This window comes from Empedobacter brevis NBRC 14943 = ATCC 43319 (assembly GCF_000382425.1).
In the GTDB taxonomy this organism is placed as follows: domain Bacteria; phylum Bacteroidota; class Bacteroidia; order Flavobacteriales; family Weeksellaceae; genus Empedobacter; species Empedobacter brevis.
Window position 1 is genome coordinate 114,247 of record NZ_KB908296.1, and the last position, 22,267, is coordinate 136,513.

At 32.4% G+C, this 22,267-nt stretch carries 19 protein-coding genes and 2 tRNA genes; 15 read left to right on the forward strand and 6 right to left on the reverse strand.

Annotated elements, in window-relative coordinates:
* Positions 1-2 precede the first annotated feature (2 nt).
* From H277_RS19745 to H277_RS0110575, 12 genes are all read left to right on the forward strand, one after another.
* Positions 3-1,058, forward strand: coding sequence for a right-handed parallel beta-helix repeat-containing protein (locus tag H277_RS19745; protein WP_019975558.1), 1,056 nt, complete (start codon positions 3-5; stop codon positions 1,056-1,058).
* Positions 1,059-1,066: 8 nt separating this feature from the next.
* Complete coding sequence (locus tag H277_RS0110525; protein ID WP_146810502.1) at positions 1,067-2,260, forward strand: hypothetical protein; 1,194 nt, start codon at positions 1,067-1,069, stop codon at positions 2,258-2,260.
* Positions 2,257-3,318: a glycosyltransferase family 4 protein gene (locus H277_RS18955; RefSeq protein ID WP_019975560.1), complete on the forward strand. Its 1,062-nt coding sequence runs from the start codon at positions 2,257-2,259 to the stop codon at positions 3,316-3,318. Before H277_RS0110525 ends, H277_RS18955 begins: the two co-directional genes overlap by 4 nt.
* Positions 3,299-4,465 (forward strand): glycosyltransferase family 4 protein, encoded by a 1,167-nt coding sequence (locus tag H277_RS0110535; protein WP_019975561.1) that lies wholly within the window; start codon positions 3,299-3,301, stop codon positions 4,463-4,465. The genes H277_RS18955 and H277_RS0110535 overlap by 20 nt, the downstream gene beginning before the upstream one ends.
* 7 nt (positions 4,466-4,472) lie before the next feature.
* Complete coding sequence (locus tag H277_RS0110540) at positions 4,473-5,078, forward strand: sugar transferase (RefSeq protein WP_019975562.1); 606 nt, start codon at positions 4,473-4,475, stop codon at positions 5,076-5,078.
* Positions 5,079-5,081: 3 nt separating this feature from the next.
* Positions 5,082-5,681: an acetyltransferase gene (locus H277_RS0110545; RefSeq protein WP_019975563.1), complete on the forward strand. Its 600-nt coding sequence runs from the start codon at positions 5,082-5,084 to the stop codon at positions 5,679-5,681.
* A gap of 215 nt (positions 5,682-5,896) precedes the next feature.
* Positions 5,897-9,055 carry a TonB-dependent receptor gene (locus H277_RS0110550; RefSeq protein ID WP_019975564.1) on the forward strand — a complete coding sequence of 1,053 codons (3,159 nt, stop codon included), beginning with the start codon at positions 5,897-5,899 and terminating at the stop codon, positions 9,053-9,055.
* Positions 9,056-9,067: 12 nt separating this feature from the next.
* A complete protein-coding gene (locus H277_RS0110555; RefSeq protein ID WP_019975565.1) occupies positions 9,068-9,925 on the forward strand; it encodes a glycerophosphodiester phosphodiesterase family protein in 858 nt (285 codons plus the stop codon).
* 162 nt (positions 9,926-10,087) lie between these two features.
* Positions 10,088-11,224, forward strand: coding sequence for a DegT/DnrJ/EryC1/StrS family aminotransferase (locus H277_RS0110560; protein WP_019975566.1), 1,137 nt, complete (start codon positions 10,088-10,090; stop codon positions 11,222-11,224).
* A 146-nt stretch (positions 11,225-11,370) separates the two neighbouring features.
* Positions 11,371-11,763: a hypothetical protein gene (locus H277_RS19750; protein WP_019975567.1), complete on the forward strand. Its 393-nt coding sequence runs from the start codon at positions 11,371-11,373 to the stop codon at positions 11,761-11,763.
* A 103-nt stretch (positions 11,764-11,866) separates the two neighbouring features.
* The gene (gene pheS / locus H277_RS0110570; protein ID WP_019975568.1) at positions 11,867-12,886 is read left to right on the forward strand and encodes a phenylalanine--tRNA ligase subunit alpha; all 1,020 of its coding nucleotides are present in this window, start codon (positions 11,867-11,869) and stop codon (positions 12,884-12,886) included.
* A gap of 86 nt (positions 12,887-12,972) precedes the next feature.
* Positions 12,973-14,475 carry a bifunctional ADP-dependent NAD(P)H-hydrate dehydratase/NAD(P)H-hydrate epimerase gene (locus H277_RS0110575; protein WP_019975569.1) on the forward strand — a complete coding sequence of 501 codons (1,503 nt, stop codon included), beginning with the start codon at positions 12,973-12,975 and terminating at the stop codon, positions 14,473-14,475.
* Between the two features lie 93 nt (positions 14,476-14,568).
* Here H277_RS0110575 and H277_RS0110580 read toward each other — a convergent pair whose 3' ends face one another.
* Positions 14,569-15,636: an ABC transporter substrate-binding protein gene (locus H277_RS0110580; RefSeq protein WP_019975570.1), complete on the reverse strand. Its 1,068-nt coding sequence runs from the start codon at positions 15,634-15,636 to the stop codon at positions 14,569-14,571.
* A 192-nt stretch (positions 15,637-15,828) separates the two neighbouring features.
* Between H277_RS0110580 and H277_RS0110585 the strand changes: the two genes are divergently transcribed.
* Positions 15,829-15,902, forward strand: a tRNA-Arg gene (locus tag H277_RS0110585).
* A 109-nt stretch (positions 15,903-16,011) separates the two neighbouring features.
* On the opposite strand, the gene der is transcribed toward H277_RS0110585, so the two are convergent.
* The 4 genes from der to H277_RS0110605 form a co-directional block, all read right to left on the reverse strand.
* Positions 16,012-17,319: a ribosome biogenesis GTPase Der gene (der, locus tag H277_RS0110590; protein WP_019975571.1), complete on the reverse strand. Its 1,308-nt coding sequence runs from the start codon at positions 17,317-17,319 to the stop codon at positions 16,012-16,014.
* A gap of 105 nt (positions 17,320-17,424) precedes the next feature.
* Positions 17,425-17,853 (reverse strand): adenylyltransferase/cytidyltransferase family protein, encoded by a 429-nt coding sequence (locus H277_RS0110595; protein WP_019975572.1) that lies wholly within the window; start codon positions 17,851-17,853, stop codon positions 17,425-17,427.
* A gap of 41 nt (positions 17,854-17,894) precedes the next feature.
* On the reverse strand, positions 17,895-18,245 hold the full coding sequence (locus tag H277_RS0110600; protein ID WP_019975573.1) for a phosphomannose isomerase type II C-terminal cupin domain: 351 nt from the start codon (positions 18,243-18,245) through the stop codon (positions 17,895-17,897).
* Between the two features lie 113 nt (positions 18,246-18,358).
* Positions 18,359-18,431: transfer RNA gene (locus H277_RS0110605), tRNA-Phe, on the reverse strand.
* A gap of 134 nt (positions 18,432-18,565) precedes the next feature.
* Between H277_RS0110605 and cls the strand changes: the two genes are divergently transcribed.
* On the forward strand, positions 18,566-20,062 hold the full coding sequence (gene cls / locus H277_RS0110610) for a cardiolipin synthase (RefSeq protein WP_019975574.1): 1,497 nt from the start codon (positions 18,566-18,568) through the stop codon (positions 20,060-20,062).
* 59 nt (positions 20,063-20,121) lie between these two features.
* Here the strand turns inward: cls and H277_RS0110615 are convergent, their stop codons facing one another.
* Positions 20,122-20,760: an HdeD family acid-resistance protein gene (locus H277_RS0110615; RefSeq protein WP_019975575.1), complete on the reverse strand. Its 639-nt coding sequence runs from the start codon at positions 20,758-20,760 to the stop codon at positions 20,122-20,124.
* A 176-nt stretch (positions 20,761-20,936) separates the two neighbouring features.
* On the opposite strand from H277_RS0110615, the gene H277_RS0110620 reads away from it, so the two are divergent.
* Complete coding sequence (locus tag H277_RS0110620) at positions 20,937-22,262, forward strand: hydroxymethylglutaryl-CoA synthase family protein (protein ID WP_019975576.1); 1,326 nt, start codon at positions 20,937-20,939, stop codon at positions 22,260-22,262.
* The last annotated feature ends 5 nt before the right edge of the window (positions 22,263-22,267 follow it).

The following is a 22,267-nucleotide window of genomic DNA, read 5'->3' on the forward strand; positions in this document are numbered from 1 at the left end:
AGATGAAAAAAGTATTTTTATTATTCCTATTAACTCTACCATATTTTATTTTTTCTCAAACAAAATATTTAGATTTAACGAGTTCATTGCCTAAAAATTATGTAAAAGATGGTAGTGTAGATTACACTTCTTATCTTCAGAAAATGATAGATACTCATAATAATATTTTATTTCCAAATTTTCCGATTCGAATTAATTATAATGGTTTAAAATTAAAAAGTAATTCAGTTTACAAATTTCAAAGTAAATCCAAATTAATAATGGATCCAAATGATAAATCTGGTTACAATATGCTAGATAGCAATGGAAAGGAAAATATAAAAATAATAAATGCAGTTTTAGTTGGAGATAAGGATCAGCACAAAGGAACTAATGGAGAATGGGGATTTGGAATAAGTATTAGAGGATCAAAAAATATCACGATTGAAAATGCAAAAATATATAATTGTTTTGGAGACGGCATTTATATTGGAAGGCTAAATAAAAAAATATCTGAAAATATAGTCGTATCAAATAGTTATGTAACTAACAGTAGAAGGAATGGTCTTTCTATAACATCTGGAATTAATATAAAGGTTTGCGATAGTAAATTTGTTAGTTCAAAAGGAAAAGGACCTTCAAGTGGGATAGATATAGAACCAAATAATTCTAGTGATGAAATTAGTGGAATTGTGTTAGATAATATTACCACAGAACGAAATGAAAATTGGGGATTACTTATAAACTTAGTTAACTTAAGAAAAGATAACAATAGTAATAAAAAAGTTTCGATTACAATCTCTAATTTTACAGATAATGAATCTAAATATGGATTATCTTTTTGGTTGAATCGAAAAAATAAATTCACTAGAAATGTTACAGGAAGTATCATTTTTAATAAAGTTAAACTCAATAATAATAAAGAAGAACCTATAAAGTATTATGATACTAATAGTAACGAAATTAATCTAGTAATTAATGATTTATTTGTAGACTCAAATTCTGTAAATAAATTAAATAATGTAATAAAGAATTATAAAGAGAGTGATAATAAAATTAAGTTTAAAACTATTAAATAATAGAATTTGTGATTAAAATTAATAATCAAAATAAACAAATTTCACTATTAGGAATTATATTTTTTGTTAGTGCATTTCTGTTATTTGTATTTCCAAACTCATTTCGAGGAATTAAGTTACCATTATTCATTTTTTTAATGATGATAGGTGTCACTAAAATTCTAAAGCTTAACAAAGTTGTAATATTTTCATTATTTCTAAGTATAATAGTTACAACAATATATTTAATAGTAGGTATAGACAAATCCAAGAACCCTGATGAAGCATTTAGTCAAGTCTTGATTGTTTATGTATTTACACCAATTTTATGGTCCGTCATATTAAATTATTGTTTAGAAAAATATCAAATTAATAAAATTGTAAATTATTTAAACATTTTTATGACTTTTGGATGTATTTCTGTTTTTATTGCCATATGGTTATTTCAAACGGGACAAAAAAAAATATTAGAGCTTTTGATTGAAGATCCGAATATGACTTTTTCTAGTAAAGGAATTGTAGAAATGAAATTATTTGTATATGGATCATTAATTTTTTTCATCCCTGCTTTTATTCAATTAGAAAAAATATTTAATAATAAATTATACTATTATTTAGGAATATTATTGATATTTATTACTGCAGTAGTATCAGGAAGATCTGCTTTACTATTAAGTATATTTATAGGAGTTATTTTTTATGCAATGGCTAATTTTAATTCTAAAGTAATTAAATATATTTTTTTAGGTATTGTTTTATTTTTGTTAGCAAATACGATATTAAATTATTTTGGTGTAAACTTATTTAATATTTTATTAGAGTTTAATTCAAAAGTTTTAAAAGGAGGAGATAAAGAAAGACCTCTTCAAACAAAAGCTTTAATAGAAGGTATAAATAATAATATATTTGGAGCAGGACATGGAGTTGGAGTGGATTATATTAGAAGTGTGAAATTTCCTTGGAGGTATGAAAATGTACCTTTTGCACTTATTTATAGAGTTAGTTTTTTTGGTTTTATTATCTATTCAATACCATTTATCTATTCATTGAAAAAGTATTTTAGTTTAACAAAAAAACATCCATATGATAATTACATGATAATTGGTTATATCTCTATGTTGATTGCTACATTTACTAATCCGTATTTAGAATCATTTGAGTTTAATATTTTTTATGTATTACCATTTATTTATTTTATAAAAAGAGATAAATTTTTTGTATGAAAAAAGTACTTTATCTTACCAAATACACATCATTAGGAGCAAGTAGTCGATTACGAAGTTTACAATTCATACCGTTTCTTAAAGAAGAAGGATATGAAGTTAATTTTTCCCCATTATTTAATGATAAATACTTAAAAGCACTTTATAATAAAAAATTAACAAAAAATATTTACTTAATATCAGGGTATTTAAAAAGATTTTTTTTATTATTTACTATAAATAAATTTGATATTATCGTAATTGAAAAAGAACTTTTTCCTTATTTGCCTAGTTGGTTTGAGCAAGTATTTAATAAATTAAATATCAAATATATTGTTGATTATGATGATGCAATTTTTCATAATTATGATTTAAGTAAGAATAAAATTATAAAAAAACTATTATCAAATAAGATTGATAAAGTAATGAAATATAGCAACTGTGTTTTTGCAGGTAATTCATATTTAGCATCAAGAGCAAAAGTTTCAGGAGCTAAGGAAGTAATAATATTACCAACAGTTATTAATACAGAAAATTATTATAGAGTTGAAAAGGAGAATCAGGATGATAAGTTTATTTTAGGATGGATAGGCTCTCCTTCCACTTATAAATATATAGAAAAACTAATTCCTGTATTTAACGAATTGAAACAAAAGTACCCTAATTTCTATGTAAATATAATAGGGGCAAAACAATATGAAGAAACAATAAATAATTTTATTTATTATATACCATGGAGTGAGGATACAGAAATAATTGAAATAAATAAGTTTAGTTTGGGTATAATGCCTTTAGATGAAACTCCATGGGAGTTAGGTAAATGTTCATATAAATTAATTCAATATATGGGATGTAGTATTGCAGTGCTTGCTTCACCAGTTGGAATGAATAATGATGTTGTAATTGCTGATTTTAATGGAAGCTTTGTAAATTCTAATGACTGGTTTATTGCTATAGAAAAATATATATGCAATATTGAAATGACAATTGAACAAGGTAAAAATGGAAGAAAACTAATAGATTCTACATATAATTTAACACATAATTTGAAATTAATAATTGAAAGTTTTGAAAACTAAACTCATCCGCATTACAACCATCCCTCTTTCACTTAAAGTGTTATTAAGAGGACAGTTAAGATATATGTCTAATTATTTTGAAGTAATTGGAGTTTCTTCCAATGACAAAGAGTTGGAAGAAGTGAAAAATGAGGAAGGAATAGCAGTGGTTCCGATTGAGATGTCTCGTAAAATCACACCAATTCAAGATATCAAATCCTTACTAAAAACGTATAATTATTTAAAAAAAGTTCAACCGAAAATTGTACACACGCATACCCCAAAAGCCGGAATTGTAGGCATGTTAGCGGCAAAATTAGCAGGAGTGCCTATTCGATTACATACCGTTGCCGGTCTTCCCCTAATGGAAGCTACAGGGAATAAACGTAAGATTTTAGATTTTGTTGAGAAATTAACTTATTCATCGGCAACAAAAGTTTATCCAAATTCACAAGGATTATATAATTTTATCTTACAAAATAAGTATACCTCAGTAGACAAATTAAAAGTAATAGGACAAGGTTCTTCAAATGGAATCGATACGACGTTTTTTTCTCGTTTACAAATTCCGGAAGAAAAACAATCCCAATTAAAAAAGGAACTCAATATACACCCAGATGATTTTGTTTTTGTTTTTGTAGGTCGATTAGTAGGAGATAAAGGGATCAACGAATTAATTGAAGCTTTTTCAAAACTTAAAACTCAACACTTAAAACTTTTGTTGGTAGGACCTTTAGAAAGTGAACTCGATCCTTTACAAGGCGAAACATTGAATGAAATTGAAACCAATTCAAATATCATCAGTGTAGGTTTCCAAAAAGATGTTCGTTCTTATTTTGCAATAGCCAATGCATTAGTGTTCCCAAGCTATAGAGAAGGGTTTCCAAATGTTGTGATGCAAGCCGGAGCAATGGAATTGCCGAGTATCGTTTCTGATATTAATGGATGCAATGAAATTATTGTTGAAGGAAAAAACGGCACAATTATTCCGGTAAAAAATACTGAAGTATTAAAGATAGCTATGCAGAAAATGATTGAAGATAAAAACCTTTATCATCAATTAAAGAAAAATGCTCGACCAATGATACAATCTCGTTATGAACAATCAGTAGTTTGGGATGCTCTTTTGGAAGAATATAATTTATTGCTTCGCCAACTACCAAATTAACAAAACCATGTACAAAAACTATATCAAACGACTTCTTGATTTTTTCATTGCATTAGTCGGCTTAATCATATTATCACCCATATTTATCATCATTACAATTGGTCTGTATTTTGCCAATCAAGGAAAACCATTTTTCTTTCAAGCTCGTCCAGGATTGAAAGAAAAGATTTTTAAAATCATCAAGTTCAAAACCATGAATGATAAAAAGGATAAAAATGGAAATCTTTTGCCTGATGCTGATCGATTGACAGCTATTGGAGCCTTTGTTCGTAAAACATCGTTGGATGAGATTCCTCAATTGATCAATGTTCTAAAAGGAGATATGGCCATTATAGGACCGCGACCTTTATTACCACAATATTTGCCTTTATACAATGAAACTCAAAAAAGAAGACATCATGTACGTCCTGGGATAACAGGATGGGCACAAGTGAATGGACGAAATGCCATTTCTTGGACAAAGAAATTTGAATTGGATGTTTGGTATGTCGATCATATTTCATTTGGAACCGATTTAAAGGTCTTTTTTACAACCTTTAAAAAAGTATTTAAATCAGAAGGAATAGCAGCAGACGGACATGTAACAATAGAACCTTTTAACGGAAATAATTAACCTATGTATCTTTACGGAGCAAGTGGACATGGAAAAGTAATTGCAGAAATTGCCGAAGAAAATAACATCAAAATAGAAGCATTTATAGATGAAGATCTTTCTAAAGATGAACTTCTAGATTATCCAATTTTACATCAGGTACCGGACGAACAAATTGAAACGGTTATTTCGATAGGGAGTAATCAGGTACGAAGAAAAATTGTCGAAAACAATTCCCGTTTTAAATATAAGGTTTTAATACATCCAAAATCAGCTGTTTCAAGACGTGCTACTATAGGAGAAGGGACAGTCATAATGGCAGGAGTATCAATAAATACTGAAGTGGTAATTGGAAAACATTGCATTATTAACACAAATGCTTCAATTGATCACGAATGTATAATTGGAGATTATGCTCATATTTCACCAAGTGCTGCCTTAGCTGGAAATGTTGAAGTGGATGAAGGAACCCATATTGGAATAGGATCTTCTATTATTCAGGGAATTAAGATTGGAAAATGGTGTACAATTGGAGCAGGAGCCGTTATTATTAATGATATACCCGATTATGCAGTAGTTGTAGGAAACCCTGGAAAGATTTTGAAATACAATAAAAAAGGTTGATCCTCAGATTTTAATAAATTAGTACGCAATTTAGCTTCATAAATTCAGTTCAGCTTCACAGAAAATGGAATAAAGATTTCGTTAAACTCGGAAATGAAAAATATTCAATAAGATTTTATTAACATTAAGAATAAGTTTTGTTAAATATATCTTAAATTTTATTTAACCTCTTATCGTTTAGTGTATGATAATTTTGGGCTTCAAAATAAACATACATGAAACTCAATTTATTTCAATTATCAGCAGTAGTCTTTACTTTAGGTGCTTCAACAGCTGTTTATGGACAAGGAGACTTGGCCGGTATTTCTGGAAAGATAACCGATAACGAGGGATTTGACTTGCCACAAGTGACTGTGATCGTTAAAAACGAATCGACAGGTTTTACAACTTCTACTAAAACAAATGAAAAAGGAGAATACAATTTAAAACAATTGCCATTAGGCTCTCCTTATACAATTACATTTATTTCTGAAGGACAGGGGGAAGAAATTTTAAGAGGGTATAGTCTTAATCAGGGAGATTTGATTTGGGTACCCTTTAAATTCTCAAACGGAACAACAACGAGTTTGAATGAGGTGACTGTAAATGGGCAGACATTAAAAAGTTCAATCAAACAGGTTGGAGCTTCAACTTCAGTTTCAGCTAAAGATTTACAAACATTACCCGTCAATGGGCGAAATTTCACATCATTAATTGATTTATCTCCATTAAGTAACGGAACAAGTATAGGAGGCCAGCTGTCATCATCTGTGGATTACACAATTGATGGAATGTCCAATCGTGGAACAATTGCAGGAGGTTCAACCTCGTCGTCTTACTCAATTTCAATGGAGGCTATTCGCGAATTTAAAGTAGTGACCAATGAATACGATGTAACAAATGGTCGTGCCGGAGGAGGAACAATAAGTACTGTAACCAAATCAGGAACCAATAAACTGGAAGGAAGTACATTTCTTTATGGACGTGCCGATTGGTTATCGAGCCCATATGATATTAGAGGAAATAAACGAGACAATGAATTTTCAACTTTCCAATACGGGTTCTCATTAGGAGGTCCGATTAAGAAAGACAAAGCGCATTTCTTTGTCGCTTGGGACAGACAAGTGGATAAACGCCCTTTGTTGATTGCCAATATTAATAACCCAAGTGATGAGGCTTTGTATAACGTTACCCAATCAACTTTAGATCAATTTCTATCAATCGCTCGTGATAAATATGGGGTATCGAATAATCCTCAATTTGGTTCATTTGATAAAAATAAAGATACAAATGCGGCTTTTTTACGTGTCGATTGGCAGTTAAATGCTCGGAATTTGCTGACTTTACGTAATAATTTTGTTCATGAAATGGATAAACTTTCTGAAGGAGACAATACATCGATTAATATGTACGAATCCTATATTGACAGAAAGAAAACCGATAACAGTTTAATGCTATCGTTGAGAACTGATTTTAATGATGATATTACCAATGAACTGAAAGTTCAGCATTTTGTAGAGCATCAGAACATTATCCCTTCAAGTGAATTACCAAGCCAATCTATTCCCCGTGCAATTGTAGAAAGTATTGGCTCTCAAATCGGAGAAAAAACACAGTACACAAACATACAATTAGGAGGTCAGCGATTTTCGCCTGAATGGTTCAAAGGAAATGTTCTGCAATTGGTTAACAATGTTTATATCAACCGAAATAATATCAAATATACATTGGGAGGTGATTTTTCTTATTACCACATGAAGAATGTATATGGGAGCGAAATGAATGGTCGTTTCTATTTTACCGGAATGGATAATTTCAAGAACATGACACCTTACCGTTATGCGCGAGAAATTCGATTAACAGACGATCCGTCAACAGTTATTAATCAATTGTCATCAGCTGTTTACGGACAATTGGAAACAGAGATTCTTCCTGGTTTAGATTTAATGGCCGGTATCCGTTTCGAGAATATGCAGTATTTAAATGCAGCGAATTACAATGAAGTTGCGGATAAACAATTAGGAGTAAGAACGGACAATAAAATCAATACATGGCAGATTCAACCGCGTTTTCAATTGACATGGGATATCAATCAAAATAGGAAAGATTTCATCAAATTTGGGGGAGGAATCTTTGGTTCGTCATTGAACCCGTATTCAATGATCAATAATATGTTGTTTGATGGAACAAAAGTTGCCGCTGTTGATATTGTAGGAAATTTGGTTCCGACACCGGATTTCATCGATTATAGACAAAATCCTGATCAAGCGCCGGGAAAAGATCTTTTCAATAATCCGGCGATCGAAAAATTGATTACCATTAATGCAAACAGTAAAGAGGCGAAAGTTCCGACGGTTTACAAATTAAACGCTTCTTATAACCATTTCTTCAGTGACCGCCTGAGAGTAGGAATTAGTGCATATGCAAACTGGGCACGAAACAACTATATGTATGTTGACCGTAATATGGTAGATGAACCTTATTTCAGAATAAAAGAAGAAGCAAACCGAGGAGTATATGTACCTGCCTCAACAATTAATCCAACCAATGGAGCAGCCAATTGGGTGAATGGAAGAAAAACGAATGAATTAGGACGGGTGCTGGAATTAATCAGTGATGGTAAAAAAGACCAATATGCAATTGTATTGGACGGTACTTACCGTTACTTTAAAGATGGACAGATTTCTGTTTCTTATACATGGAACGATTCAAAAGATAATACGTCTTATAATGGGAATGTCGCGAATACAGCAACTTTAAGTCTTATGGTTGCTGAAGATCCGCGAAACTTGAGTAAAATGAATTATTCGGATACACATTTCCGTCATAAATTAGTTGTTTATGGTCAATCACCTACATTTTGGGGAATGACAGCTGGTATTCGGTTCAGTGGAATAGGAGGGACACGTTATTCGTTGGCGGTTAATGGAAATATGAATGGAGATTTTGTTAACTCAAACGATTTGGCTTATATCTACGATCCTAATTCGGCATCGACTCCGGAATATTTGAAAAAAGGAATTCAAGCTATTTTAGATAATCCTGAGGTTGAAAAACATACGAAAGAATATATCCGCAAGAGTTTTGGAAAAATTGCAGAACGAAATGGAGGAATTAACGGTTTTTCCGGAACATTTGATTTAAGATTAGCGAAAAAAATCAAAATTGTTGAGAAACACCGCTTTGAAGTAGCTGTTGATATTTTCAATGTCGCGAATTTAATGAACAAAGAATGGGGTGTTGGACCAAGAATAGGGAAACAAAACATCTATTCAATAAAGAGCTTTGATACCGCTAACGAACGATTTGTTTATAACGTGAATACCAATACAGGAAAAACAAGTTATGCGTTTAATCCTTACCAGATACAGATTGGATTCAGATACAGTTTTTAAATCTTTCTTTTGATGAAAAAAATACATTTATGTATTGCGCTATTGGCTACACTTACTGTAGCCAAAGCGCAATTAAATACAGTTGATATTCGAAATTTTGAGGAGCTGAAATCTTACTTTAAACAAGATCAGTCAAAACCCATTATCATCTCAGGACATAGAGGGGGTATGATGCCCGGTTATCCTGAAAATAGTATCGAAGCTTTTGAAAAGACGTTATCCATTATCCCTTCTTTTTTTGAGATTGACCCTCAATTGACAAAAGATTCGGTGTTAATACTGATGCATGACGACACGCTTGATCGGACGACAACATTGAAAGGAAAGGTAAAAGAGTATACTTACGCCGAGATTAAAAAAGCCAATTTGAAAGACAGAGATGGTAAAGTGACCAACTTTAAAATTCCAACCCTAAAAGAAGCATTGGATTGGAGCCAGGGAAAAACAATTTTTCAATTGGACAATAAAGGAGTTCCATATGCGACTTATGTAAAATTTTTAAAAGAGAATCCTTATCCAAATGTTGTTTTGGGACTGAGAAAAGATGAAGAGGTTGCTTATTATGCCAAACACCTGGATGATGTTATGTTTATGAAACCTTTCCACACGATGAAGGACGTCAGGAGTTTTGAAGAATTAAACATTCCATTCAACCGTATGATTGCCTGGATAGGAGGAGAAGTGAAAGAAGAGCAAAAAGAACTGATTGCTTATTTAAGAAGTAAAGGTGTAATGATAATGATTGCGATTGCTCCGACCACTGATAAATTACCAACTGATCTTGAACGAACAAGAGGTTATATCCGACATCTTATTAATCGTCCTGATATTATTGAAACAGATTATCCTGCTCAATTTATTAATTGGTAATATTATAATAGACAAAATCATGAATGGTCTGTATCTTTTCAAAAAATACGTTGGAACAGAGGTTATTTTTCATTTTAAGCGAGTAGGATAAAGTAAAAAAGTTAAATCTGATTAAAATTGATTCTTTTACTCTAAATTTGTACAGCAAAAACAACTATAAAAATGGCTGAAAAAATATGGTTATCATCTCCCCACATGGGAGGCAATGAGTTAAAATATATTCACGAAGCATTCGATGCAAACTGGGTAGCACCTCTAGGTCCTAATGTAAATGGGTTTGAAGAAGACCTGGAAAATTATTTACATGGAGATGTTAAGGTTGCGGCACTTTCTGCAGGAACGGCAGCACTTCATTTGGCATTAATCGAATGCGGTGTATCTCACGGAGATGAGGTGATTTGTCAATCAATGACATTTTCAGCGACTGCAAATCCAATTGCCTACCAAGGAGCAACACCTATTTTTGTAGATTCGGAAAAAGAAACTTGGAACATTTGTCCGGTAGCTTTAGAAGAAGCAATTAAAGATCGTATCGCGAAAGGAAAAACACCAAAAGCGATTTTAGCAGTTCATTTGTATGGAATGCCTTATAAGGTTGAAGAAGTAACTGCCGTTGCTGAAAAATACAATATTCCGGTTATTGAAGATGCAGCCGAAGCTTTAGGCTCTACATTCAAAGGAATAAAATGTGGAACATTCGGGCGTTTTGGTGCTTTATCTTTCAATGGAAATAAAATCATCACGACTTCCGGAGGAGGAGCATTGGTTTGTCATTCGCAAGAAGACAAAGACAAAGCTGTCTTCTTATCTACACAAGCTCGTGATAACGCCCCTCATTATCAACATTCGCATATCGGATACAATTACCGAATGAGTAATATTACGGCAGGAATTGGACGAGGACAAATGGAAGTTTTGGATAATCGTATTGAAGCCCGCCGCGCAATGAATCAATTCTACCAGGATTTATTTGCTGATATTGATGGTATTACGGTATTTACGGAACCAAATACAGATTATTTTTCGAACCACTGGCTATCAGCGATTCTAATTGATCCTGAAATTGTCGGGAAAACACGCGAAGATTTACGTTTAGCTTTCTTGGAAGATGAGATTGAGTCTCGACCATTATGGAAACCAATGCATATGCAGCCTATTTTTGCAGATGCACCTTATTATGGAGGAAAAGTAGCAGAAGAATTATTTGAAAATGGATTATGTTTACCTTCCGGTTCTAATTTAACAGATACAGAACGCAATAGAATTACAGCAAAAGTAAAAGAGTTTTTTGGAAAATAATTTTAGAAAATAAGCATAAAAAAATCCTTGCAATTGCAAGGATTTTTTTATGCTTCGTTGTACACTTTATAGAGCAAAATGAGGTAAAAACTATAAAAAATAGAGAATTTGTATCACCTTTACATAAAAGTAAACCACATAACAGTATGAAAAAACGAATCGTTGGAATGATAGCCTTATCGCTAGTGGCAGCTTGTCAGCATAAGGCGGAAGAAACGGAAAAAAAGAGAACTTCAGTAGTAGACCTTCCGGAAGTACAGGAACTTTTCAAAAATGAAACAAACGAACTTTCTATTTATAAAAACAATACATTTGAACTGATTGAAAAAGAGAAAAATAGTTCGCATACCATCAAAGGAAACGTGAATTATGAACGAGGTTTTGAAGATGATCAGGATGCGACTGTATATGTTTTAAATTTTGATCAACCGTCAGAAGAACGCTATTTCGTACGGTTTTCGAAAAATGACAGTATTCTTTTTCCGTTAGATACAAATAAGAAAAGAAAGAATGGTTCCACACTTTATAGAGAGCAATAAACCATTTTTATACAGAGTTTTGATTGAGAGAAGATAAAATTACATGAATAATTTGTTATAAGGCTATTATCCGTTAAATTTGCGTCTAAATTGATCAGAAATTATGATTGACCAAATCAAACAATATATTGAAGAAGTAAAAAACTTCCATTCAACGAATGCTTCTGAAATTGAAGAATTCAGAATTAAATTTTTAGGAAAAAAAGGAATTTTAACTGACTTATTTGCGCAGTTTAAATCTGTTCCAAATGAACAAAAAAAGGAATTTGGTCAAGTTGTAAATGAATTAAAGACATTGGCAACTGAAAAATCAACTGTTCTTAAAAATGAAATTTCGAATGAAGGAAAAACAGATATTTCATTAGATTTAACTCGTCCGGGAGAACCTTTTACATTAGGATCTCGTCATCCAATCAATGTGACAAAAAATCGTATTATCGAGATTTTTAACCGTATTGGATTCAGTGTTTCTGAGGGACCTGAAATAGAGGATGATTGGCACAATTTTACAGCGCTTAATTTACCAACATACCATCCGGCACGTGATATGCAGGATACGTTCTTCATTGAAAAAGATCCGGACATCGTCTTGCGTACACATACGTCTTCTGTTCAGATTCGCCACATGGAGAACAACCAACCGCCAATGCGTTTTTTATCACCGGGACGTGTTTACCGTAATGAAGCGATTTCGTCTCGTTCGCACATGATGTTTCATCAAATCGAAGGGTTGTATATCGACGAAGGTGTTTCTTTTGCAGATTTGAAACAAACATTAAGTTATTTTACAACGGAATTATTCGGTAAATCTGAAATTCGTTTAAGACCTTCATATTTTCCATTTACAGAACCTTCTGCTGAAGTTGATGTTTATTGGGGATTAGAAACAGAAACAGATTACCGTATGACCAAAGGTACAGGTTGGTTAGAAATTATGGGATGTGGTATGGTCGATCCAAATGTTTTGCGTAATGTAGACATCGATCCTGAAAAATATTCGGGATATGCATTTGGGATGGGAATAGAACGCATTGCACTATTGCTTTATCAAATCGGAGATATCCGTTTATACACAGAAAATGATAAACGTTTCTTAGAACAATTTAAATCAGAATTATTCTAATTCATTATAGTTTAAAACATAAAAAGGGAATCAAAAATTTGGTTCCCTTTTTTATTTGTTAACTTTATGGAAACAATTCTTTTTCGATGAAAATACTCTCAGCAGAACAAACCAAGGAATGGGACCGATTGACAACTGAAAATCAAAAAATATCTTCATGGGATTTGATGGAGAGAGCGGTTAAAAAACTGACAGAAAATATGTTGAATGACTTTGCGCCAATTCAGTCACCAATTGTTATTTTCTGCGGGAAAGGAAATAATGGAGGAGATGGATTAGGAGTTGCGCGATACCTGAATTCGCAGGGTTTCGATCCAATTGTTTATCTACTTCATTCAGAGAAGTACAGTGAAGACAATTTAAAGAATCAGAGGTTATTGAAAGAGGCCGATGTGCGGTATTTTAAACCAGATGATCAAGTTGAAATTCCTGAAAAAGCTTTTATTATTGATGCCATTTTTGGAACAGGTTTGAGTAACCCTTTAGATAATCAATGGGCACTGTTTTTTGAACAAATTTATCAAGCGAATCCACAATCTATCATTGCTGTAGATTTACCTTCCGGTTTTATAGCAGATTATCCAATGAATAAAAGATTTCCATGTCTTAAAGTTCAACGTACTTATACTTTTCAAGTTCCGAAAATAGGACTTCTTTTACCTGACAATCAAACTTATTCCGACTCATTGTCACTAATAGATATTGGACTGGATAAGAGTGTCTTGAATCAGTTCAAAACCAATTTTTACTTTCTTGAGAAAAAAGATATACAAAAACGGTTAAAGACTCCAAGCTGTTTTTCGCATAAAGGAACATTTGGGCATGCACTTATCGTAGGAGGAAGTCTTGGTAAAATTGGTTCAATTGTTTTGAGTGCCAAAGCAGCTTTAAAAACAGGTAGCGGACTTGTAACATCTTATACGCCAAAATGTGGGCAAGATATTCTGCAGGTAAATCTAATTGAAAGTATGTGTTTAACAGACGAAACAAATGACTTGATTAAAAACTTCCCTTTATTACAAGATTATCAAGGGGTAGCAATTGGAATGGGATTGGGGCAAACGGCTGAGACAGAAATAAACTTTATAGAATGGATAAAAAAACAAGCTCAACCGCTTGTGATTGATGCTGACGCACTGAATATTTTAGCAAAACAAACGAATCCTTTTTTAATTATCCCCAAAGAATCTATATTAACTCCGCATCCCAAAGAATTACAGAGACTTATTGGGAATTGGGAAAATGATTTTGATAAAATAAAAATGGTGAAGGATTTAGCATTACAATACCAAATCACTTTCGTGATTAAAGGATTTTATTCCGTAATTACTACCTCTGATGGTAAGGTGTATTTTAATTCAACAGGGAATTGGGGAATGGCTACAGCTGGATCTGGTGATACATTGAGCGGAATAATTGCGTCGTTAAAAGGGCAAGGTTATCAATCTGTTGATGCAGCTTTAATAGGGGTTTATCTGCATGGTTTAGCTGGAGACCTGGCCATAAAGAAAATACATCCGCATAGCTTAACAGCTTCTGACATTAGTGATTATATCAGCGAAGCTTATTTTAATTTGGAGAATTTATGATCATAAGCTAAAAAATCAGGTCAAAAGAATTTCTTAACCTGATTTAAATGGGAGTCGTTGTATCAAATACAAGAATCTTTATCTTGGTTGTTGCTATTTCAATTGTTGATAAAAGTATAATTCGTAAGTGGGAAATAAATTAGGGTAAAAAATCTTTCCTAAATCGTTTAGTACAATATCCGGACGTAGAATACCTTGTTCAAAGTAATCATTTGATCCTTTTGAATTCATACGTTTGTTATAAGCATAGACATTCCCTTTCTTAAATGCTTCAAACCAAGTGTAATTTGAATAAGCAGCTTTCATTTCTGCTAAAGAATTTACATTCGTTACGTTAATCCAATATGTTGCATTTTTTCCTTTTGTATAGACTTCTTCAAATGTTAGACTCAAACTATTTTCACCGGTTTTATCATTAAAAATATAATTTCCTTTGGCATCATCAATCAATTTTGCTTGCAGCAAATCTTTTGTAGGAGCATACCAAATATCGCCATACATTGTATTCACAATTGTCGAAACATTGCCTTTTGCTTTGGCTTGAATAATGTTTTTGATTGAATCGTAATTATTTTTTACCGTTTCAATACGTTTTTGAGCTTCGTGGTCTTTTCCGAATAATTTTCCAAAAACTTTCAAATATTCAACCTGTCCTAATGGATTCTGTTCTTTGTATTCATCCAAATACAATACGTTTATTCCATTCTGCTCCAATTGCTGATGAAATTTGGCTAAAACAGGGTTAGAACTTGCAATAATTAATTGAGGTTTATTTTTTAGGATAATTTCTGTGAATAACTCGTTCGAATTTCCAACTTTTAAGATTGAGTTGTTTGCGATTTTTTCTGCGATTTTAGGATTGTAAATAAAATCAGCATCAGTAACTCCTTTAATCAAATCAATACTTCCTAATTCATCTAAAAACGATACGGCTGCAGATGTTTCAACCATTACTGTTTTAATAGGTAAATCTTCCTTGTCAAAGGTTATAGTATTCCCGGTAGATTTTATGGTAATGGTTTTTTCATTTTCATCAATCGAAATGTTTTTTGCAAATTGAAATGATGTATTTTCTTTTTCAGAAGACAGCTCTTCTTTCGACTGTTTACAGCTGCTAAAGGCAAGAATAATGAATGAACTTAGAATTATTTTTTTTATCATTTGGATTGAATTTTGACGAAGCAAGTTAATAAATATTGTAAAATCGTAAAAAAATATTTTTGTAAGCAATTGACTAGTTGTAGATTAAATTATAGTTAAAAAATTTTCACAAAAACCTTAGGTTTTTACAATAAAAGTGCTGTATATTTGCATTCGAAAATAAGGGAAATTACTTTTCTATTTTTTTCAAATGGCCGAGTGGCGCAACTGAATAGCGCACTTGATTACGGCTCAAGAGGTTACAGGTTTGAATCCTGTCTCGGTCACAAAAATGCTCAGCGTCAATCGTTGAGCTTTTTTTATGAATGTTAAATTCTATTGTTATTCAATAAAAAAGTCCATCTACACTATGTAAATGGACTTTTTGGATTTTTATTATTTCTTTCTGAAGTAAACTTCGATTGGAACACCTTCAAAATTAAATTCTTTCCTCAATTGATTTTCGATAAATCGTTTATAAGGATCTCTAATATATTGTGGCAAGTTACAGAAAAATGCAAACTGTGGCGTTTTTGTAGGTAACTGCGTGACATATTTTATTTTGATGTATTTTCCTTTTACTGCAGGTGGAGGCGTAATCTCGATAATAGGTAACAACGTTTCATTTAACTTACTTGTTTTGATACGACGGCTACGGTTTTCATACACTTCGATAAAAGTATCAACAGCTTTTAATACACGTTGTTTTGTTAACGCTGAAATAAATAAAACAGGAACGTCTGTAAATGGTGCAATACGTCTAAGAATAGCATCTTTGTATTCTTTCATCGTATTGGTTTCTTTTTCAAGTAAATCCCATTTGTTGATTAAGATGACAACACCTTTTCGGTTTCGTTCTGCTAAATAAAGAATATTCAAATCCTGTGCTTCAATTCCACGCTCTGCATCAATCATCAAGACACAAACGTCACATTCTTCGATTGCACGAACTGAACGCATTACAGAATAAAATTCTAAATCTTCGCTAACTTTTCCTTTTTTTCGCATTCCGGCTGTATCTACCAAAACAAATTCGTGTCCAAATTTATTGTACAATGTTTCGATAGAATCACGTGTTGTACCTGCGATATCAGTTACAATATTACGTTCTTCACCTAATAATGCATTAATTAATGTAGATTTTCCGGCATTTGGACGACCTACGATCGTAATTTTAGGTAAACCTTCGAATGGATCAATGTGCTCTTCTTCTGTAAAAGTATCCACAACATCATCCAATAATTCACCTGTTCCACTTCCGCTCATAGCAGCGATTGTGTACATTTTTTCGAATCCTAAGTTATAAAACTCATAAGAATCTTCTAAATTTTTGTTGGTATCGACCTTATTCACAACTAAGAATGTAGGTTTCTTAGTGCGTCTTAAAAGGTTGCCAACTTCCTTATCCATATCCGTTAATCCAACTTGATTGTCTACCATGAACAATATGACATTTGCTTCATCAATAGCCAATTCAACTTGCTTGCGGATCTCTTCTTCAAAGGTATCATCTGAACCAACGACATACCCTCCGGTATCGATTACGGTAAATTCTTTTCCATTCCAATCAGATTTTCCATAATGACGGTCACGTGTAACACCAGAAGTGTCGTCCACGATAGCTTGTCTTTTTTGGATTAATCGATTGAAGAACGTAGATTTACCAACGTTTGGTCTTCCTACAATTGCAACTATATTTGACATTTTGCAAAGGTATAGTTTTTAGAATTATTTTTTATATTAATTTTTTGATTGAGAAAGTATTGTAAATAAAAAAGGTTGGATAAAATCCAACCTTCATTAAAAATTTTATTTTACAACTTTTAAAAGTTCTTTTTCTGCAACCACTTTTCTTAATCCTGAACTTGAAAAACGGTGATCTCTCGAATTGTAATACAATTGAATCCCTTTTTCTTCACAATACTTCCTTCCTGTGAAATTCTTATCTTGGTATTCAATTCCTAAAATACGGACATCAATTTTAAATGATCTTAAAACATCTTCTAAATCTTGTTCTGTCGCGTAAGGAACGATTTCGTCTACAAATTTGCATCCTTTCAACTGGATATAACGTTCTACAACTGTTTGTGTAGGTCTGTTTTTCTCCGGCCTGTCTAATGTAGGATCAGTCTGTAGCCCGACAATCAAATAATCGCATTGTTGTTTTGCATCTTCAAGCATTTTGATATGTCCTGCATGCAACAAATCAAATGCACTGAATGTAATTCCGATTTTCATAGTATGATTAGTTTAGTCTTTTATAGTTTGTTTTTAGTAATTTAGTCGTCACTTGAACGATTGTAATCATCGTCAATACGAACGATGTCCTCTTCACCAAAATACGTACCATGTTGTACTTCGATAAAAATTAAGGTGTCATTTCCGGTATTTTGAATACGATGTTTAGCTTTCAAGGGAATAATAACAACTTCTCCGGTGTTGTATTCATATTCAACATCGTCTAATGTAACCAAAGCTTTTCCCTGAACAATTGTCCAAACTTCAGCACGATGATTATGGTATTGGTAAGATAAGCGTCCTCCAACATTAACTTCAATTCTTTTTACTTTATATATATCGGTATCTTCTAAAACATAGTAAGATCCCCATGGTCTGTTTCCTATTTCCATCTGTAATGCAATTTACTGAATATTTAAATAAGTGAATACAAAATGTTCAATTAATAAATTGTTATAACGCTTCAAAAAAAAAACCTCAAACAAATGCTTGAGGTTTTAAAATGTGGTGCCTCCAGGAATCGAACCAGGGACACAAGGATTTTCAGTCCTTTGCTCTACCAACTGAGCTAAGGCACCGCTCATTTTGGATTGCAAATATAAGCACCTTTATTTATTATTTCCAAAATAAATTTAAAATATTTTCCATTATTTTTTTAAGCAATTGATTTTTATTCAATTATTTTTTATCAAAAAAATGAAAAGTTCATAAAATGGAATGGTTATCATCACTTTTACAGATCTGGAATTTTATTAAAGAATGGTACTGGATTCCTTTGTCTTTTTTCTATATCATGGTTTTAACAACTATTCTAATAGAAAACAGAAACCCAACAAAGACAATTGCATGGATATTAGTGATTGTTTTTCTCCCTTTTATAGGGATTATTCTGTACTTTTTCTTTGGACAAAAATTTAAGAAAGACGAATTTTTTAAACGTATAGACAAGAATCATCAACGGATTATCAATGAAAAATGGAGCGAATTGGATGAATTTGTTCAAGAAGATTTGTCCAAAGTAGAGCAGAGGATTGGAGCTTTTGCTCAAGTATACCGGTATTTGAATAATGCAAGGGTGGCTTATCCGTCAACGAAGAATAGAGTGAAATTATTGATTAATGGTGAGAAAAAGTTTCCCTTATTTTTAGAAGCCTTGAAAAATGCAAAAGATCATATTCATCTTGAGTATTATATTTTTGATGAAGATCGTATTGGAAATGAGATTATTTCAATTCTTGAAGAAAAAGCAAAAAACGGAATAGAAGTCCGTGTAACTGCTGATGATTTTGGCTCTCCAAAACTAAACAAACATCAAAAGAGATTGGAAGCTTCAGGAATAGAGTTTCAAACCTTTCTTCCTGTTCGGTTTTCATCTTTAGCAAATTCCAATTACCGTAATCACCGAAAGATTCTGATTGTTGATGGGACAAAGGCATTTGTAGGAGGAATTAACATTAGCGACAAGTACATTAATCAAAATGGAGAAGAAAGCCCAGATAATAAGATTTATTGGCGAGATACATCGGTGATGATTGAGGGAGAATCAATCAATAGTCTGCAATTACATTTTTATTTGAATTGGATGATGACGGAAGGAAAGAAGTTTAATATTTCAAATCCAAAATACTTTTATCCCGTAGAAAGTAGTTTTTTTGAAAATGATGCAACGGTTAGTTTCGGACTTTCTTCGCCAGGAAGTGATGTGCATTCGGCTATGGAAGCGATGATTTTAGCAATTACTCTAGCAAAGAAGAAAGTACAGCTATGTACCCCTTATTTTATTCCAAGTGATGAATTTAAGACAGCTATGATGATTGCTGTTTCTACAGGAGTGGAAGTAGAATTGATTATCCCCAAGAAAGGAGATTCTATTGTAGTTCAGCAGGCTTCTCTATCTTTCCTGAAACCTTTGATGAAACGTGGGGTAAAAGTTTATTTGTATGAAAAAGGATTTATTCATGCCAAAACAATTACGGTTGATGATCAATTGGCTTTTATTGGAACAGTAAATTTAGACTATCGCAGCTTCATGATTAATTTCGAGATTACATCAGTTATAGAGAATGACATATTGCTGAACCAAATGAGTAATCAGTTTGAAATAGACCGAAATGATTCAGAACAATTGACAATTGACAAGTGGGAGAATAAACCTTGGTATAACCGAGCATTTGCTTCCGTTTGTAGATTATTGGCACCAATATTATAGACAATAGAAAAAAGAAGATACGAAAAAGCCACTTCATTTAGAAATGGCTTTTTTTGAAATTATTGATTTTTAAAATCTTCGATTTCTTTTCTGATTTGTTCGTATCGACTTCTTAAATCATCTGATATATTATTTGGCAAATCTTTTATTTTTTTCAATTGAAGCGAAATAAAAATGGCAAATAATCCTGATGAAATTACGGCTAATCCAAGCCATGCGACAGCAGTTAACCCGGCTAACTGTGGAGAGGATAGTAAGATCAACGAAATAATTAATCCTATGACAGCTAAAAATAAAGACACTCCCCAATCTTTTACACCATAATTTTTCAAATCAAATGCATAACTAATCCCCGATATTGAACGGAATAAAATAAGGAATCCCACATAATAAGCAAAGACTTCTAAGCTTAAAATTGGATTGACCACCAACATAAATCCGACAATGGTTGTTACAATTCCATACGCTAGCGTCCAACCCCAACTATCGATTTCATCCTTGTTCGAGATAGAAAAGATGATTTCTGAAATTCCGGAAAACAAAAATGATACCGCAAAAAAGACCGAAAGAGCTACATATGAGGCCGTCGGGAAAGCGAAGCAATAAATGCCCATTCCTATAAACAATAATCCTATAAGAAGTAAAATCCACCAATACTTGATTGAATTTTTGATCGATTTATAAAAAGTTCTAGCCATATTGAAAAAGATATTTAAAATTATCTTCTATAAATTTAGTAAATATTATAAAAAAACGCATGGTTTATTGATTAATTTATAGTGAAACTATATTTCGGAGAATTCAGGATTTATTTCATGCCGGAATAAAATTAAAATACCCTTAAATTTGATGTTCGCTTTAAAAATAAACGAAAATGAAGTATGGAATAGAGGCGGTTTCAATCTACGTTCCGCATATATATTTACCAATAAAAGATTTAGCAATTCAACGTCAGATTGACCCTGATAAACTTGAAATAGGATTAGGTTTAAAGAAAATGTCTGTTTTAGATGTTCACGAAGATACCGCTACAATTGCAGCGAATGCTTTGTTGAAATTAATCCATGATTTTGAAATTAATCCAAATGAAATCGGACGGATTTATTTAGGAACAGAAAGTGCTTTAGACGGCGCAAAGCCAACAGCAACTTACGCAGTACAGTTGGTAGAATCTGTTTTAGCAAATAAGTTTGGCGAAAGACCGTTTAAACACACGGACGTTGTTGACATGATATTTGCTTGTGTAGGAGGAGTTGATGCCTTGCATAATTCGATTGATTATGTTCGGGTAAATTCTGATAAAAAAGCAATTGTTATTGCAGCTGATTATGCAAAATATGGATTAGAGTCTACAGGAGAGTACACACAAGGAGCTGGTGCTGTGGCAATGTTAATCTCTGATCAACCAAATTTAATTACATTTGATCACCATTGGGGAATTGGAATGGAATCAGTTTTTGATTTTTTCAAACCTCATCAGGCAACTTCTAATGCAACTATTTTGGAAACTTTAGGAACATCAAAATCAGAAATAGAGATATTTTCTGATGAACCTGTTTTCGAGGGACAGTATTCAAACGAATGTTACAAAAATAGAGTAAGAGAAGCGTATTTCAACTTTAAAGAGAAAGCAGGAGTCGAAGGAAAATTATATGAAAATTGGCGTTATATTGCGTTTCATTTACCGTATGCATTTCAGGGAAAAAGAATGTTTTCGGATGTTTTTGCTTTAGAAAATGGACAAGATAACTCGAACGATCAGTTAAAAATAGTTTCAAAATCTGAAGCATATAAAACATTGATCAAAGAAAAAGTAGAACCAACCCAACGTGCTTCTTCGGAAATCGGAAATATGTACACAGCTTCCATTTTTGCAGCATTTTTATCAGCTTTGCAAGTTAGCGCTGACACGAATGAAGAATTGACAGGAAAAACAATCGGGTTTATTGCATATGGTTCAGGATCTAAATCAAAAGTGTTCCAAGGACAAATTGGTGAAGGATGGAAAAACGTCATAAATAAAGTTGATCTGTTCAATTATTTGAATCAAAGAGAGGCTATTACGTTTGAACAATACCAAGATTTACACAATAAGAATTTGAAAATTTCGATCAATGCTTCAAAAGGTTTTGCTTTGGATAGAATTGAAACTGAAAATCTAGACTTAAAAGGGGCTAGGTATTATACATTCAAAGGATAATTTAT